The sequence below is a fragment of the Novosphingobium aquae genome (genome assembly GCF_037572715.1).
Lineage (GTDB): Bacteria > Pseudomonadota > Alphaproteobacteria > Sphingomonadales > Sphingomonadaceae > Novosphingobium > Novosphingobium aquae.
On the sequence record NZ_JBBHJY010000005.1, the window covers coordinates 242,033 to 257,161 of the forward strand.

General features: G+C 64.0%; 18 protein-coding genes. 5 read left to right on the forward strand and 13 right to left on the reverse strand.

What is annotated here, in order from left to right:
- Nucleotides 1-2: 2 nt before the first annotated feature.
- Together WG900_RS11700 and infC are read left to right on the forward strand one after the other, a co-directional pair.
- Complete coding sequence (locus WG900_RS11700; RefSeq protein WP_339967304.1) at nucleotides 3-2,756, forward strand: [protein-PII] uridylyltransferase; 2,754 nt, start codon at nucleotides 3-5, stop codon at nucleotides 2,754-2,756.
- Nucleotides 2,757-2,994: 238 nt separating this feature from the next.
- Complete coding sequence (infC, locus tag WG900_RS11705; protein ID WP_339967305.1) at nucleotides 2,995-3,516, forward strand: translation initiation factor IF-3; 522 nt, start codon at nucleotides 2,995-2,997, stop codon at nucleotides 3,514-3,516.
- A gap of 33 nt (nucleotides 3,517-3,549) precedes the next feature.
- Here infC and WG900_RS11710 read toward each other — a convergent pair whose 3' ends face one another.
- A complete protein-coding gene (locus WG900_RS11710; protein ID WP_339967425.1) occupies nucleotides 3,550-3,957 on the reverse strand; it encodes a VOC family protein in 408 nt (135 codons plus the stop codon).
- Nucleotides 3,958-4,052: 95 nt separating this feature from the next.
- Entirely contained in the window at nucleotides 4,053-4,436 is a 384-nt protein-coding gene (locus tag WG900_RS11715) for a DUF6632 domain-containing protein (RefSeq protein WP_339967307.1), read from the reverse strand.
- Between the two features lie 81 nt (nucleotides 4,437-4,517).
- Between WG900_RS11715 and WG900_RS11720 the strand changes: the two genes are divergently transcribed.
- Nucleotides 4,518-5,813 (forward strand): cystathionine gamma-synthase family protein, encoded by a 1,296-nt coding sequence (locus WG900_RS11720; RefSeq protein ID WP_339967309.1) that lies wholly within the window; start codon nucleotides 4,518-4,520, stop codon nucleotides 5,811-5,813.
- Nucleotides 5,814-5,829: 16 nt separating this feature from the next.
- Here the strand turns inward: WG900_RS11720 and WG900_RS11725 are convergent, their stop codons facing one another.
- Entirely contained in the window at nucleotides 5,830-7,128 is a 1,299-nt protein-coding gene (locus WG900_RS11725) for a DUF418 domain-containing protein (RefSeq protein WP_339967310.1), read from the reverse strand.
- A gap of 224 nt (nucleotides 7,129-7,352) precedes the next feature.
- Here WG900_RS11725 and WG900_RS11730 point away from each other — a divergent pair, with 224 nt between their 5' ends.
- Entirely contained in the window at nucleotides 7,353-8,573 is a 1,221-nt protein-coding gene (locus WG900_RS11730; protein WP_339967311.1) for an MFS transporter, read from the forward strand.
- Between the two features lie 3 nt (nucleotides 8,574-8,576).
- Here the strand turns inward: WG900_RS11730 and WG900_RS11735 are convergent, their stop codons facing one another.
- Entirely contained in the window at nucleotides 8,577-9,110 is a 534-nt protein-coding gene (locus WG900_RS11735) for a J domain-containing protein (protein WP_339967313.1), read from the reverse strand.
- A gap of 143 nt (nucleotides 9,111-9,253) precedes the next feature.
- Between WG900_RS11735 and WG900_RS11740 the strand changes: the two genes are divergently transcribed.
- Nucleotides 9,254-9,430, forward strand: a complete 177-nt coding sequence (locus tag WG900_RS11740; RefSeq protein WP_339967315.1) for a hypothetical protein — start codon at nucleotides 9,254-9,256, stop codon at nucleotides 9,428-9,430.
- A gap of 37 nt (nucleotides 9,431-9,467) precedes the next feature.
- On the opposite strand, the gene pal is transcribed toward WG900_RS11740, so the two are convergent.
- The 9 genes from pal to WG900_RS11785 all read right to left on the reverse strand — a co-directional run bounded on the left by pal (nucleotide 9,468) and on the right by WG900_RS11785 (nucleotide 15,029).
- Nucleotides 9,468-9,998 carry a peptidoglycan-associated lipoprotein Pal gene (pal, locus tag WG900_RS11745; RefSeq protein ID WP_339967318.1) on the reverse strand — a complete coding sequence of 177 codons (531 nt, stop codon included), beginning with the start codon at nucleotides 9,996-9,998 and terminating at the stop codon, nucleotides 9,468-9,470.
- 43 nt (nucleotides 9,999-10,041) lie between these two features.
- A complete protein-coding gene (gene tolB / locus WG900_RS11750; RefSeq protein ID WP_339967319.1) occupies nucleotides 10,042-11,412 on the reverse strand; it encodes a Tol-Pal system beta propeller repeat protein TolB in 1,371 nt (456 codons plus the stop codon).
- A complete protein-coding gene (locus tag WG900_RS11755; RefSeq protein ID WP_339967321.1) occupies nucleotides 11,409-12,326 on the reverse strand; it encodes a hypothetical protein in 918 nt (305 codons plus the stop codon). Before WG900_RS11755 ends, tolB begins: the two co-directional genes overlap by 4 nt.
- A gap of 9 nt (nucleotides 12,327-12,335) precedes the next feature.
- Nucleotides 12,336-12,788: an ExbD/TolR family protein gene (locus WG900_RS11760; protein ID WP_339967322.1), complete on the reverse strand. Its 453-nt coding sequence runs from the start codon at nucleotides 12,786-12,788 to the stop codon at nucleotides 12,336-12,338.
- Complete coding sequence (locus WG900_RS11765) at nucleotides 12,788-13,486, reverse strand: MotA/TolQ/ExbB proton channel family protein (RefSeq protein ID WP_339967324.1); 699 nt, start codon at nucleotides 13,484-13,486, stop codon at nucleotides 12,788-12,790. The genes WG900_RS11760 and WG900_RS11765 overlap by 1 nt, the downstream gene beginning before the upstream one ends.
- Nucleotides 13,483-13,944, reverse strand: coding sequence for a YbgC/FadM family acyl-CoA thioesterase (locus WG900_RS11770; RefSeq protein WP_339967325.1), 462 nt, complete (start codon nucleotides 13,942-13,944; stop codon nucleotides 13,483-13,485). The genes WG900_RS11765 and WG900_RS11770 overlap by 4 nt, the downstream gene beginning before the upstream one ends.
- Nucleotides 13,945-14,016: 72 nt before the next feature.
- On the reverse strand, nucleotides 14,017-14,394 hold the full coding sequence (locus tag WG900_RS11775; protein WP_339967327.1) for a histidine triad nucleotide-binding protein: 378 nt from the start codon (nucleotides 14,392-14,394) through the stop codon (nucleotides 14,017-14,019).
- Entirely contained in the window at nucleotides 14,394-14,714 is a 321-nt protein-coding gene (locus WG900_RS11780) for a phosphoribosyl-ATP diphosphatase (RefSeq protein ID WP_339967329.1), read from the reverse strand. Before WG900_RS11780 ends, WG900_RS11775 begins: the two co-directional genes overlap by 1 nt.
- Before the next feature lie 132 nt (nucleotides 14,715-14,846).
- Entirely contained in the window at nucleotides 14,847-15,029 is a 183-nt protein-coding gene (locus tag WG900_RS11785) for a hypothetical protein (protein ID WP_339967331.1), read from the reverse strand.
- Nucleotides 15,030-15,129 lie beyond the last annotated feature (100 nt).

A 15,129-nucleotide genomic window follows, 5' to 3' on the forward strand; every position in this document is an offset into this window, starting at 1 on the left:
ATTTGACCTTCCAACGTATTGCCAACCAGCGCGCCATCATTGACCGGCGCGCGCTTGCCTCTGCCATCGCCGATGGCGTCGCCGAGCTGGGCGCCGAAAAGGCCCGTCCCCGCGTGGTCGAACTGCTGCGCGCCGCGCTGAGGGACGGCAAGGCGGAGATCGAGCGTCGCCTGATAGACAAGCCCTCCGCCGGGCACGAATGCGCCGCCGCGCAGGCTTTCCTGGTCGACCAGCTTGTTCGCGTGATCCACGACCATGTCGTCGGCAACGTCTACCGCGCCAGCAACCGCTCGACCGGTGAACGCCTGACGATCATGGCGGTCGGCGGCTATGGCCGGGGCGAAATGGCGCCCCATTCCGACGTCGACATCGCCTTTCTCACTCCGGGCAAGCAGACCGCCTGGTGCGAGCAGGTGATCGAGGCGATGCTCTATTTTCTGTGGGATCTGGGGCTCAAGATCGGCCATTCGAGCCGCAGCCTCGATGACATGGTGCGCATGGGGCGCAGCGATCTGACGATCCGCACGGCGCTGCTTGAAGGACGTTACGTCTGGGGCGATCAGGACCTGTTTGACGAGGCGAACCGCCGCTTCTGGGCCGAAGTGGTCGCCGGGACCGAGCGCGATTTCGTCTCCGAAAAGCTGGGCGAGCGAAATGAACGGCACAAGCGGCAGGGCGACAGCCGCTATGTCGTCGAGCCCAACGTCAAGGAAGGCAAGGGCGGCCTGCGCGACCTGCACACGCTCTACTGGATTGGCAAATACATCCACAAGGTGCGCAATTCCTCGGAACTGGTCGATGTCGGCCTGCTCACCGCCACCGAATACCGCGCGTTCAAGCGCGCCGAGACGTTTTTCTGGGCAGTGCGCTGCCACCTCCACGCGATCACCAACCGGGCCGAAGACCGCCTGACCTTCGACCTCCAGCGCGAAGTTGCGGCGCGGATGGGCTTTGCCGACCGCCCCGGAAAGAGCGCGGTCGAGCGCTTCATGCAGTACTTTTTCCTGCAGGCAAAACGCGTTGGCGCGCTGACCGGCCTGTTCCTGTCGCAGCTCGACGAACAGTTCGCAAAGAAGCAGCCGCGCGGACTTCTCGCCGGATTCCGCGCCCGCCCGCGCACGATCGCCGGCGGCTGGATCGTGTTCGGCGGCAAGATCGACACCCCGTCGGACGACTGGTTCGAAAAGGACCCGGTGCGGCTGGTCGAACTGTTCCAGCTGGCCGCATCCGAACAGCTCGAAATTCACCCCGCCGCGATGCGCCGCGCCGCGCGCGATGCCAAGCTGATCGACGCCGCCGTGCGCGCCGACCCGCGCGCCAATGCCCTGTTCTTGGACGTGCTGACCAGCCGCAACGACCCTGAAACAGTACTGCGATGGATGAACGAGGCCGATGTCTTCGGCCGCTTTGTTCCCGACTTCGGCCGGGTCAACGCGCAGATGCAGTTCGACATGTATCACCACTATACGGTCGATGAGCATACCATCCGCGCCATCGGATTGTTGGCTCAGATCGAGCGCGGCGAGCAGAAGGAGGACCATCCGCTCGCCACCCGTCTGTTCCCGCAGATCCGCTCACGCCGGGTGACCTATTGCGCGGTGCTGCTGCACGACATCGCCAAAGGGCGCGGCGGCGACCATTCGGTGCTCGGCGCCGAAGTTGCGCGCAAGCTGTGCCCCCGCTTCGGGCTGGACGAGGCCGAGACCGAGATGGTCGCCTGGCTCGTGCGCTATCACCTGATGATGAGCGACACCGCCTTCCGCCGCGATCTGGCCGACTGGAAGACGATCGGCGATTTCGTCGAGGTCGTCCATTCGATCGAGAACCTGCGCCAGCTCTCACTGCTGACCATTGTCGATATCCGCGCGGTCGGCCCGGGCACGTGGAACAGCTGGAAGCGCCAGCTGCTCGGCGACCTTTACGAAGCGGCGGAAGAGCGCCTGCGGCTCGGCCACGCCATGCACGGGCGCAGCCACCGGGTTGCCGCGCGCAAGGACAAGGTTCGCGCGCAGCTCGGCAAGTCCGGCGACCTCGTCGATTCGGTCGGCCAGCAACTTGGCGATGCCTATTGGATCGCCGAGCCCGAGGACATCATCGCCTGGAACCTGCGCCAGCTCGACGCGGCAAAGGGCGCATCGCTGCATGTCGCCTGCCACTACTATGCGGCGCGCGGAGCCACGCTGGTGACAGTGATCGCCGCCGACCACCCCGGCCTGTTCTATCGCATCGCCGGCGGCATCCATCTGGCTGGCGGCAACATCATCGACGCGCGCATCCACACCGCGCGCAACGGTTTTGCGGTCGACAACTTCCTGGTCCAGGACCCGCTTGGCCGCCCGTTCAGCGAAGGCAGTCAGCTTCAGCGGATCGAGACGATGATCGCCGATGCGCTGGCCAACCGGGTCAAGCTGGTTCCCCGCCTAGCCGCCCGCCCCCTCGCCCGCCCGCGCGCCGAGGCCTTTGTCGTGCGCCCCGGCGTTGCTTTCGACAACAAGGCTTCGAACCGCTTCACCGTGGTCGAAGTCGCCGCCCGCGATCGCCCCGCCCTGCTCAACCGCCTCGCCCGCGCGCTGTTCGAAGCGCGGCTGGTGGTCCATTCGGCGCACATTGCCACCTATGGCGAACGCGCGGTGGATACGTTCTATGTCACTGACGTGCTGGGCGAAAAGGTCGAGAACGCCGGTCGCATGAAGGAAGTCGAAGCCGCGCTGCTGGAGGCGGCGGGCGAGGATACGGTCGAGGTGGAAGCGGCGTAATTGTCCGCCTGAAGGCGGTGCGCAAAGCCATCCGGCATTCCTGCGGCACCGGCCCGCTCTCCTCCCGGAGTTCTTGTCTGGTGCGCCAGTCGCATCCGCGACTGGCGCACCAGACAGATGTCAGGAGCTCACCCAACTAAGACTCCAATAACGCCCTTCCCCAAACTCGCGATTCGCACTAAGGACGCGGCGTAGACCCATTACAGGAGAAGACACTATAGCTCCCCCACCCCGGCGCATGCTGCAGCCCCCCGTCAAGAGCGGGCCGCGCTACAACCAGCTCATCCAGTCGGACAAGGTCCGCGTGATCGATGAGACTGGTGAGAATATCGGCGTCATGTACACCCGCGAGGCAATCGAACAGGCGGCCGGAGTCGGCCTTGATCTGGTCGAGGTATCGCCGAACGCTGATCCGCCGGTCTGCAAGTTCCTCGATGTCGGCAAGTTCCGCTACGAGGCGCAGAAGAAGGCTAACCTCGCCCGCAAGACCCAGAAGACGCAGGAGATCAAGGAGATCAAAATGCGTCCGAACATCGACGATCATGACTATGAGACGAAGATGAAGGCGATCCACAAGTTCATCGGCGAAGGCGACAAGGTCAAGGTGACCCTGCGCTTCCGTGGCCGCGAGCTGGCGCACCAGCAGCTGGGCATGAACCTGCTGCGCCGCGTGCAGGAAGATACTGCCGAGATCGCCAAGATCGAAGCCTATCCCCGCATGGAAGGTCGCCAGATGCTGATGGTGATTTCACCGAAGTAAGGCTGGACCCCTCTCCCTTACCGGGGAGAGGGATTACCCCGCAGGGGGCTCCCACAATTCAATCGCATTACCTTCCGGATCGTGAATTCGGGCGAATCGGCCGACTGCAGGGTTATCCCATTCTGCGCGGCGTTCGGCAGGAATGCCGGCCTCAGCCAGCCGCGCGACCAGCGCATCAAGGCCGCTAACGCGAAAATTGATCATGAAGGCCTTGTCGGCGGCGAAATAGTCGGTGTCGTGCTTGAACGGCGCGAAAACCGTCTGTCCGCCCGCAGCGTTCCACAACCATTCACCCGCCGGCTCATCCGTGCCGGAGCAGCCCGCGCCAACGCCGAGATGCGTCCGGTACCAGGCGTTCAAGCCCTCGGGATCGCGGGCGCGGAAGAACAATCCGCCGATGCCGTGAACCCTGCCATCCTCAACCTTGCCATCCAGAGTCATGCCTGCTTTGTCCTCCTGCCAATCGCGCACCCATGGTAGGCGCAGGATCGGCAGGACGGCAAGCAGAAGCAATTTCAGGGCTTTGGACTTAAAGCTTAGCGCTTCGTCTTGGCCTTGCTCATGAGCACGCCGAGCACAACGGCAACCAGCAGCAAAGCCGGAACGTCGCCCAGCATATGGCCGGCATGCATCGGGTCACGACCGGACTGGAAGGCCATGACCGCGGCATGGACCACGCTCGACCAGATGGTGAACGAGATCAGCGAAGCATGGGCGAGCGGGTCGCGCGCCGCGCGGATCAGGAAGATCCCCAAGGTCGCATAGACGCCGACGATCATCATGAAATAGTTGTCCGAGGCGGGAACGCCTTCGTGCCAGGCCCAGCCAGACGGCCAGAACATCGCCAGCGGATAGATCAGGCAAAAGATCACGCCGAACACCGTCAGCGCCATGGATAGAAGTCGTGAATTGTCAGGCATGTTCATTTCCCCCGGCGACCCTGAAGCATTGCGCGCCTATTTCGTCGCAATTGCAATAGCCGCTCGCCAAACACTGCCAACATGGTTACAAGCGAAACCATTATGGCAAAATCATCCAAAGACACCACGATCGGCAATCGCCAGCTGAAGCCCTCCACCTTGATGATGGGCTATGGCTATGACCCCGCTCTTTCCGAAGGCAGCCTGAAGCCGCCGATCTTCCTTACCTCGACTTTCGCCTTCCCCAGCGCGGCGGAAGGCAAGCGGTTCTTTGAAGGGATCACCGGCAAGCGCCCGGGCGGCAGCGATGGTCTCGTCTATTCGCGCTTCAACGGACCCAACCAGCAGATTCTCGAAGAACGCCTCGCTTTGTGGGACGTTGCCGAAGAGGCGCTGGTATTCTCCAGCGGCATGTCGGCCATCGCCACGCTACTCCTCGCCTTCTGCAATCAGAACGACGTGATCGTTCATTCCGGTCCGCTTTATGCCGCCACCGAAGGCTTCATCGCCAAGACCCTGTCGCGCTTCGGTATCGGCTATGTCGACTTCCCCGCCGGCGCTGAACCCGCCGAGATCGAGGCCGCGCTGGCCAAGGGCAAGGACCTGGCAACGGCGCAGGGCGGCAAGGTCGCCATGGTCTATCTCGAAAGCCCGGCGAACCCGACCAATGCGCTCGTCGACATCGAATCCGTGTCAACCGCGCGCGATGCCTTGCTGGGCGCTGCTTGCCCGATCGCCATCGACAACACCTTCCTCGGCCCGCTCTGGCAACACCCGCTGGCGCACGGCGCGGATATCGTTGTCTATTCGCTGACCAAATATGCCGGCGGCCATTCCGACCTTGTTGCCGGCGGCCTTACGGGGGCGAAGCGCTGGATGGATCCCATCCGCATGTTGCGCAACACGATGGGCACGATTCTCGATCCCAACACCGCCTGGATGCTGTTGCGCAGCCTTGAGACGGTAGAACTGCGCATGACCCGCTCGGGCCAGAACGCGGCGAAGGTCTGCGCTTACCTGAAGGGGCACCCCAAGGTCGAAGGCCTCGGCTACCTTGGCGATATCGACGATCCGCGCCAGCAGGACATCTACAACCGCCACTGCACCGGCGCGGGCAGCACCTTCTCGGTATTCATCAAGGGCGGCGAGACCGAGAGCTTCCGCTTCCTCGACGCGCTGAAGATCGCCAAGCTGGCGGTCAGCCTTGGCGGCACCGAAACGCTCGCCAGCCACCCGGCGGCGATGACGCACTTGTCTGTCCCGCCCGAGCGCAAGGCTATGCTGGGAATTACCGACAACCTCGTGCGGATTTCGGTGGGCATCGAGGATGCAGACGACCTGATCGCCGATTTTGAACAGGCACTGGCGGCGGTTTGATCCGCCGCCAGTTACTTCAGATCTTCATCGGCTGGCGTTCCCAGTAGGTCAGCGAGCGCCAGAGCCACTCCATCGGGCCAAAGCGGAAGCGCGCCAGCCACAGCGGGCTCCACACCAGTTCGACCAGCCAGATCGCCGCAACCACCTGATAGAGCTGGTACCGTTCGAATTGGCCGTAGAGACCGAAACCGAAGCCATAGAACAACGCCGTGCAGATCAGCGTCTGGGCAATGTAATTGCTCAGCGCCATCTGCCCGACCGCCGCCAGTGCGCGCTGCAGTCCTTTTAGCCAGCCGAGCCGGATCACCAGCAGCGCCAGACCGAGGTGCCCAATAACCATGGCCAGCCGGCTAAACTGGTACGTCCGGTCGGCCTCCGAAAAGGCGATTGGCGAGAAATTACCGGCATAGATATGATGCAGCTCGTTCCAGCCGAGCAACAGCCCGACAGCATAACCGCCAACCATCATCAGGCCATAGGTGCGCGCCGGCTTGCCCGCGCCAAGATAGCCCAGCTTGAGCAGGCCCATGCCCAGCAGCATGAACGGAATCATGTCGAACAGCAGCCAGTAAGGCGCTCCGGTCCACTGGAACTCATAGCTGGAATCCCACTGACCGGTGACAGCCTGCCACCACGAACCGGAATGCAGCGCGCGCTGCCCGGCAGCGGATTCGGCGTTTGGCGTGTAGTGATCGAGCGCCTCGGCCCATTCCGTGACCGCGGTGGTCTGTTCGCTGGTCAGCGGAGTGCCCGCGGCCTTGGCCTGTTCGGCAAACTGCGCGGTGGCGTAAGTTTCGAGGAGCACATTGCCCTTGTAGCTGGTGATCGCGGCAGCGCAGGCCAGCAGCAGCAACGCGGCAATGATCTGGGTACGGGCCGGCAGCTTGCGCGGCGCGAACAGCAGCATGCCGCAGATCGAATAGGCGAACAGGATTTCGCCGTACCACAGCAGCAAGGCCCAGTGAATCACGCCGAACAGCATCATCCACAGCATGCGGCGAAAATGGATCTCGGCGGCCATGATGCCGGCACCGGCGTTTTCCATGCGGTCAGTCAGCAGCACGATCCCGGCGCCGAACAGCAGCGAGAAGATGCCGCGCATCGTCCCTTCGAAGCCGATCTGGATCACGTCGTAAGCGACCTTGTTCCAGCCTTCCGCGCCGCCATCGGCGAGCGGATTGCTGTAGGCCTGACCGAGCAGCCCAAAGGCGGTAATGTTCATCATCAGGATGCCCAGCAGCGAAATGCCCCGCAGGACATCGAGCGACTGGACGCGGGCGGCCTTGGCCACCGGCGCGACGGTATCTGCAGACATAGGTCCATTCCCCCCGAGGCGAGTGCCTTGCGTGCGGACCCTGGTCGCTGGTGGCCTGCCCCATGTGGCCGGGCGATGGGGTGGAAACTACGCGCAGGTCCGGACCTTGGCAAGCGCGGCAAACCGCCTCGGCGATTGCCCTTGCGATTGACCGCGCCCGGGCAATCGCGGACAACCCGCGCCCAAGGAAGGCCGCAGCCGACCGATTGGGAGAATTTCGGCACATGGCCTATCTGAGCGAACTTCGCGATAACTGGCGTCCGCTGCTCGCCGCGACGGTCGGGCTCGGCTCGGGCATGTCGCTTGCCGGTACGGTCATCAGCACGATGGCGCCTTCGCTGATCCATGCGAACGGCTGGACGCCTTCGTCCTTCGCCTATGTCGGATCGCTTGGCCTGTTTTCCTCGCTAGCGCTGCCTTTTGTCGGGCGTCTGGCCGACGTGCTGGGCGTTCGGATGACCGCGCTGATCGGCATGCTGGCCATGCCCCTGATCTACCTTGGCCTCAGCCTGATGAACGGATCGATTGAGGTCTATTCGATGCTGTTCGTCGCCCAGGGCGTGCTCGGCATGACCACAACGGCCACGGTCTACAGCCGGCTGGCTGTGCAGTACGTGAAGAAGTCGCGCGGGCTGGCGCTGGCCATCGTCGCATCCGGGCCGGCACTCTTCGGCATTCCGGTGGGCATTATGCTCAACTGGATCGTCGAGACGCTGGGCTGGCGCAGCGGCTATCAGGCGCTGGCGGTGTTTGCCATTATCATGGCTGTCGTCACTTTCCTGCTGATCCCGCCGGGCGCGAAAACTCACGGTGTGCTGAAGACCAAACGCAAGGCGCGCGAAGACTATCCGATGATCTTCCGCAATCCGGCGTTCTGGATGCTCGGTGGATCGATGATGCTGTGCAACCTGCCGCAGACGATCCCGCAGGCACAGCTCAAGAACCTGATCCTCGAGAACGGCATGACCGGGATGATGATGGGGCAGGCGACCGTGGCGATGATGCTCGGCCAGCTTTCGGGCCGCATCCTTGCCGGCCTCGCGATTGACAAGATGAACCCCTACCGCGTCGCCTTCCTGACCATGGCGCTACCGAGCATCGGGCTGTTCTTCCTTTCAAGCAGTCTTGATGCCCATGTGCTCGTCCTGCTGTCAGTCTATTGCATCGGCTTCACGTTCGGCGCGGAAGGCGATGTCGTCGCCTATCTCGTGGCGAAGCGCTTTGGCATCGATGTCTATTCGTCGGTCATGGGACTGATCACGGCGATCACTTCTGTCTCAACCTCGTTGGGAGCGATCCTGCTCGGCTACACGCTGGGCACGACGGGGAACTTCAACGTGTTCCTGGTGATCACCGGTGTATCGGTGGTGCTCGGCGCCCTGATGTTGCTGCTGCTCGGCCGCAATGAGAAGCGGGACGAGGAAGCGCATCCGGTCCCGGCTTAGATATCAGCCCTTCCACTCGCGCCGTTCTTCGGCGGCGCGGAGGACTTCATATGCCAGTTGCAGCGCTTGGAAGGCTTTGGCCGCGTCCTCGTCGCCGGGGCGCACGTCGGGGTGAACGAGCTTGGCCTTGGCACGCCAGGCTTTCTTGACCGCATCGAAATCGGCATCACTTTCAAGCCCCAGCACCTCGAGCGCGCGCATCTCGTCGCGGCTGCGGCTGCCATCGCCTGATCCGCCCCAGCCGTAATGCGCCGCTTCTTGATAGCCGGAATTGTCGCGCGTTTCGCTGGCCTCGCGCTCGGCCGCCTCTTCCTTGTCGAGGCCCGCGAAATAGTCCCAGCCGGAATTGTATTCCGCCGCATGGCGCTGGCAGAAATACCAGCGGTCCGGATTGTTGGGGCTCTTGGGTGCGGGGCAATCGCCCTTTTCATTGCAACCGGCGCGGTCGCACAGCCGCACGGTCACCGCGTCACGCGCGGCGCCGTATCCGCCCCAGCGCGGGAATCCCCAATTATCGGATCTGCGTGAGCGGCTCATCGTCCAGCCTTAGGCGTGCGGGCAAGGGTTGGGCAAGGTCTTGAAACGGCAACCCGGTGTTCATATTTGCACGTTATATTGCATTGCAACATCTACCTGCCTTAGTTATAGTAACTAAGGTCAGCAATTCGGATCGCATGAACATGAGCAAGAAACTCGCCCTTTCGTCCGTACTTTCGGTCATGCTGATGGCCGGTTTCGCGATGTTCGGCGGCGCTTCGATCGATGCCGACACCCAGACCACGCAAGCATCGCTGCTGCCCGCGCAGATCGAAATGCCTGCGCTCCCGGCTTTGCCGAGCCTGCCGATCCTGCACTGAGCGGGCACCCGGACTCTCCGGGCACCCTTCACACCCCTCAATCGATAGTGACAGTCACCGCGCGGCGGTTCTTCGCCCAGGCGTCCTCGTTCGAACCGGTCGCCTGCGGGCGTTCCTTGCCATAGGAAATCGTCGTCAGGCGGGCCGAATCCACGCCGAGGCTGACGAGATAGTTCTTCGCCGAATTCGCCCGCTTTTCGCCGAGCGCAAGGTTATAGTCACGGGTGCCGCGTTCGTCGCAGTGCCCCTCGATCGTGGCGCGCTTGGCCGGATACTTCATCAGCCACTGCGCCTGACTTTGCAGGGCAACCGCATCGGTGCTGTCGATATTGAACTTGTCGGTATCGAAATAGATCGAATCGGCACCCATCAAGGTCGCGACGAAGTCGGCCTGACTGCCGGGGATCGGCGCGCCGATCGTGCTCTGGCCGGTATCGGTCGAGGTTGCGGCATTGCCGGGTTCAGGAGGCAACTGCTTGGGCGGCTTGGGCGAGCAACCGGCCAGTGCGGCGCTGCCTGCCATAAGCAGGATCAGGGCTTTCGCCGTGCTTCGTACTTGCTGGTTCATAATCAACTCCTTTGCCCCCGGGAACTCTATAGCTAACGGCCAATTAAGGCAAAACCGGACCCCAGGCCGGATCTGACGCGTCTACCGGCGTGGGCAAGCGGCGCTCATTCTTGCCGGTCAGGTCGACTTGCCACAGCGCCGAGCGGCCCGAGCCCTTTTCAGTCCGGAAGAACTGGATGACGCGGCCATTTGGCGCCCAGGTCGGGGCTTCATCCTGCCAGCCGCCGGTCAGCGTGCGCATACCGCCGCCGCCCGCACTCATCACGCCGATATGGAAATCGCCGGCGATGTGGGTGAAAGCGATCTGGTCGCCGCGCGGGCTCCATTCAGGCGTCGCCGCGCGGCCGCCAAAGAACGAGATGCGCTTCTGGTCCGATCCATCGGCGTTCATCACATAGATCTGCTGGCCGCCCGAACGGTCGCTTTCGAACACGATCTTGCTGCCATCGGGCGAGAACGATCCGCCGACATCGATACCGGGATTGTCCGTCAGCCGCTTGCTCTCGCCGCCGGCCGCCGAAACGCGGTAGATGTCAGTATTGCCGCCCACCGCCATCGAATAGAGGATCCACTTGCCATCGGGCGACCAACGCGGCGCAAACGTGGGATTGCCGCTCTGCGTCACCAACTTCTGCGTGCCGCGTTCGGTATCGTAGATGTAGATGCGCGGGTTGCCGTTGAGGTAGCTGAGGTAGACGATCTGCTTGTAGTCCGGCGAATAGCGCGGGGTCAGGGCAATCGCCTGCCCGCTGGTCAGGAAGCGGTGGTTTGCCCCGTCCGAATCCATGATCGCCAGCTGCTTCTTGCGGCGGTTTTTTGGCCCGGTTTCGGCAATATAGGCGATGCGGCTGTCAAAGAACGGGCTCTCGCCAGACAAGCGCGAATAGACGATGTCAGCGCATTTGTGCGCGGCGCGGCGCCATTCGCCCGGACCGACAACCCATGCGCCCTTCACCAGCTGCTGGCTTAGCGCGACGTCGTAGAGGTAGCAGCCGATGGTCAGATTTCCGTCGCCATTGGCGCGGACAAAACCGTGGACCAGCATTTCCGCGCCCTTGCCTTGCCAGGTGGCGAAGGCCGGGGTCGTGACTTCCGCCATCGATGGCGTCGGCAGGCTGGAGGGACCGGTCGGCTTGAACAGGCCGTTGTTCTTGAGATCGTCGGTGATCACCTGCGCCAGTGCGCGGCCGGTTGCCGCCGTTCCGCCAGCGCTCGCCTGCGTGGCGACATCGGCGTTCGTCGGGAAGGCGGGGATGGCGATGCCGAGGTCGGCCCAGGCGCTGTCATCGGTGACAGTGCCGGTCAGCACTTCGCCGGTCGTCGGCGGCGGCGTGGCGGGTGCGGGGACGGGGGCGTTTTGCGCCAGTGCAGGTACGGCGAGACCTGCAAGCAGCATCGCGATTATCGGCTTCATTGGCTCAATTTCCTGTCGAAGGTAAAACGAAGGCGCTGCCAGCCGGCATAGAATTGCAGCGGCAGGCGGAATGGTGCGGCAAGTCGCACGGCGCGCAGGGCCTGTTCCTTGTGGCGATCGGCCTGCGAGCGATTGGCGGCGTTCACCCCCGTCTGGCCCGTCACGCGGGGAGCGCCGGACAGGCTGCCATCGCGATTGAGGTCCCATTCAACCGTCGTGGCGAGCAGGTCCACATCAAGCCCCGAGGGCGCCTGCCACCTCGGCTTGAGCTGGCGCGCGACTTCGGAAGCAAGCGAGGAGCGCACCTGCGGCGTTATCGACGGGCCGGGCGGAGTCGCTGCCTTGCCATTGCCTGCTGCCGCACCGGGGAGAAAATCCTTGCCGATCCGGCTGGCCCCGCCCGTGCGCTGGGACGCGGGCGGCAGGAAGTCCTTGCCGACACGCGAAGGCCGCGCCGGCAGGAAATCGCTGCCCACCCGGGATTGGCGCTGCTGGGGCGGCGATGCCTTTGCGGGCGGAGTGACCGGGCGAGGTTGCGCGCGCGGCTGCGGCGCGGGTGCAGCAGCACGCGGAATGGGCTGCGGCCGCGGCGGTGTGGGCAGGGCCTTGGGTGCAGGGCGCGGCGGCTCGGGCCGGACCGCGCTTTGCTGCGGCTGCGGTGGAGCGGGTGCGGCCTCCACCGGCGGCGCAGGTTCTTCGGATAGCGTCGGTGCCTGAGCAGCGGTGGCCTCCTCGCGCGATGGCGAACCGGCTTCGGCGGCAACCGGGCCCTGCAGTGTTACGGTCACCTTGGGGGGCAGTGGCGGCGGTTCCGGCGCGCGCGCGAAGATCAACCACGCAAACAGCGCGACATGCGCGGCGACGGCAATGCCGATGCCGACAACGTCTTCTGCCCTGATGCGCGTGGCTGCCATGGTACCGGGCTATGGGGCCGAAACTGAACTGTCGGTGACCAGCGCGATCGACTGGATGCCAGCGCGGTTGATCTCCCCCATCACCGTCATCACCGTGCCGTAAGGCAGTCCGCGATCGGCGCGCAGGGTCAACTGCGGCGGTTTGCCGCCATTCGCAGCGGCAGCCTGCGCCAGCCGATCTGGCAGTTCGCCGGGAGATAGCTCGTCCGCGTCGAGCCACATCCGGCCATCGCCCGTCATCGACAGGGTCACCTGCTGCGCGGGCTGCGGCAGGGCCTCGGCGCGGCTTTCGGGCAAGTCCACCTTGACCCCGGCAGCGAGAAGCGGCGCGGTGACCATGAAGATCGCCAGCAGCACCAGCATCACGTCGACCAGCGGCGTAACGTTGATCTCGGCCATCGGCGCACGCCCGCCCCGGCGGGAACGGCGGCGACCAGAGCTCGAGGAAAGCCCGCCCGCCATCAGCGCGCGCCGATTTCGCGGGTCAGCGCGGCGTGTACCTTGTCGGCAAAGCGCTGCAGCCTTGATTCAAAGCGGTTCACTTTCAGGCTCAGGCGGTTGTAGGCGATCACTGCGGGGATGGCGGCGAACAGGCCGATGGCCGTGGCGAACAGTGCCTCCGACAACTCCGGCGCAACGCGGGCCATGGTGAAGCTTTCCTCGGCATAGGCACCCAGCGTGCGCATGATGCCCCAGACCGTGCCGAACAGACCGATGAACGGGGCGGAGGTGCCGACCGTGGCCAGGATATTGAGCCGCGCTGCCAACTTGTCCGCCTCGCCCTCTACAGTGCCGGTCATGGCGATGCCCAGCCGCTGGCGCAGCCCTTCGGGATCGGGGTTCTTGACTGAGAGGGAGCGGCGCAATTCGTTGATCGCCGCGCCCGCGACCCGGGCCGAGGGGATGTCGCCCTTGCCGTGCTCGGCCTGATAGGCCTCGATATCCTTGGCCTTCCAGAACTCGGCCTCATAGGCCTCGCCCCGCGCATTGATGCCGCGCATCCGCCAGAGAAAGGCGATGACCGTACCCCAGACCCAGATCGAGGCGATCAGCAACCCGGCCATGACCACCTGCACGACAATATCGGCCTGCAGAAACAGCCGCAGCGGGTTCAGCGGGCCGGCGAGGATGGGGGCAGCAAGGACTGAAGTTATGGTCATGATTCTTCCGTTTGCGGGGGCAACAGGGTGGCGAGCGCTTTGCGCCAGGTGTCTGGCTGGCGGCGGGGGCGGCCATCCGGCGCAATGAAACCGACACGCAGCCGCGCCTCGGCGAGCAGGACGCCGTCGCGGATGGCCCTTTGATGAATGCGGCACGAAGCCGCGCGGATTTCCTCGGCGACGCTTTCGATCAGCACGGTATCATCCAGCCGCGCCGGCGCGGCATAGCGGATCGTCAGTTCGCTCACTGCATAGGCACCTTCGCCGGCTTCCTGCGCGGCGCGCTGGTCTATGCCCAGCAGGCGCAGGAAATCTGAGCGCGCACGTTCAAACCAGCGCAGATAATTGGCGTGATATACCACGCCCGACAGGTCGGTATCCTCAAAATAGGCGCGCACCGCGAAACGGTGGATCGGCCCGTCGAGCACGCCGCCGGGAGGTTCAGGGTACGCAGCCATCGGCGGACTCTTAGCCGGTGCGGGACTCGCAGGGCAAGCGAAGGGTATGCCGAAATGTGCGGCAGGTGCGCTCTATTGCGGAACCATTGCGTAGAATTGGCGCCCGCCGAACAAGTGGACGTGCAAGTGCGGCACTTCCTGATGGCCATGTCCACCAACATTGGCGAGCATCCGGTAGCCAGGATCGACCAGTCCCGCCTCACGCGCGACTTGCCCGACGGCGCGGATGAAGCCGGCGATTTCCTCTGCCGGGGCCTTTTCGGAGAAGTCATCCCAGCTGACGTAAGCACCCTTGGGGATCACCAGCAGGTGGACTGGAGCCTGCGGATTGATGTCATGAAAGGCGAGCGAGAAGTCGTCTTCATAGACCTTCTTGCACGGGATTTCCCCGCGCAGAATCTTCGCGAAAATGTTGTTCGGATCATAGGGTGCGCGGGGATCGATGGGCATCAGTCGGTCTTTCGGCTGGCTTTTTCGGCGATTCCGGAAGTGCCTTCGCGGCGGTCAAGTTCGGCCAGCACTTCTTTCAGAAGCACGTCCTTGGCACCAAGCAGGATCAACAGGTGGAACAGCAGGTCCGCCGCCTCGCCGACCAGTTCCTGCCGGTCGCCTGCCAATGCGGCGATGACGGTTTCGACGCCTTCCTCCCCCAGTTTCTGGGCGATCTTGGACAGGCCGCGCTTGTGCAGCTTGGCCACATAGCTGGCGTCGGGATCGGCGCAGCGGCGCGCGGCGATGGTCGCTTCAAGACGCTGGAGAGTGTCGCTCATCGCTCTGCCATGCGGCGGCATCGCGCGGGGGTCAAGAGCGCGAAAAAGGGCGCCCGTGTCGGTCCGGGCGCCCCCCCTGGTCGCCTGCCACCGGAAAAAAGGAGAAAACCGGCAGCCTGCGACACGACCAAGTCAATCCCCGTCCTTGTCCTTGCGCTTCATCGCCATGCGGCGGCCGATCAGCAGACCTGTGATGCCGAATGCGAACAGGGCAAAGTCGGACGGTTCGGGAATGGCATTCGCCACGCGGCCAGCGGTGTTGCTGGCCAGCAGGACCACCGGATAGGCGGCGAGCAAGGCGAGGTTGGTTCCCATCACCAATGTTAACGCAAGCGCCGTGCCAGTGCGGGGTGACTCTGATAAATCCTGCCGAGTCAGTGGTTAACGCCCGCTCCGGCTTTATGGTTACCGTAAA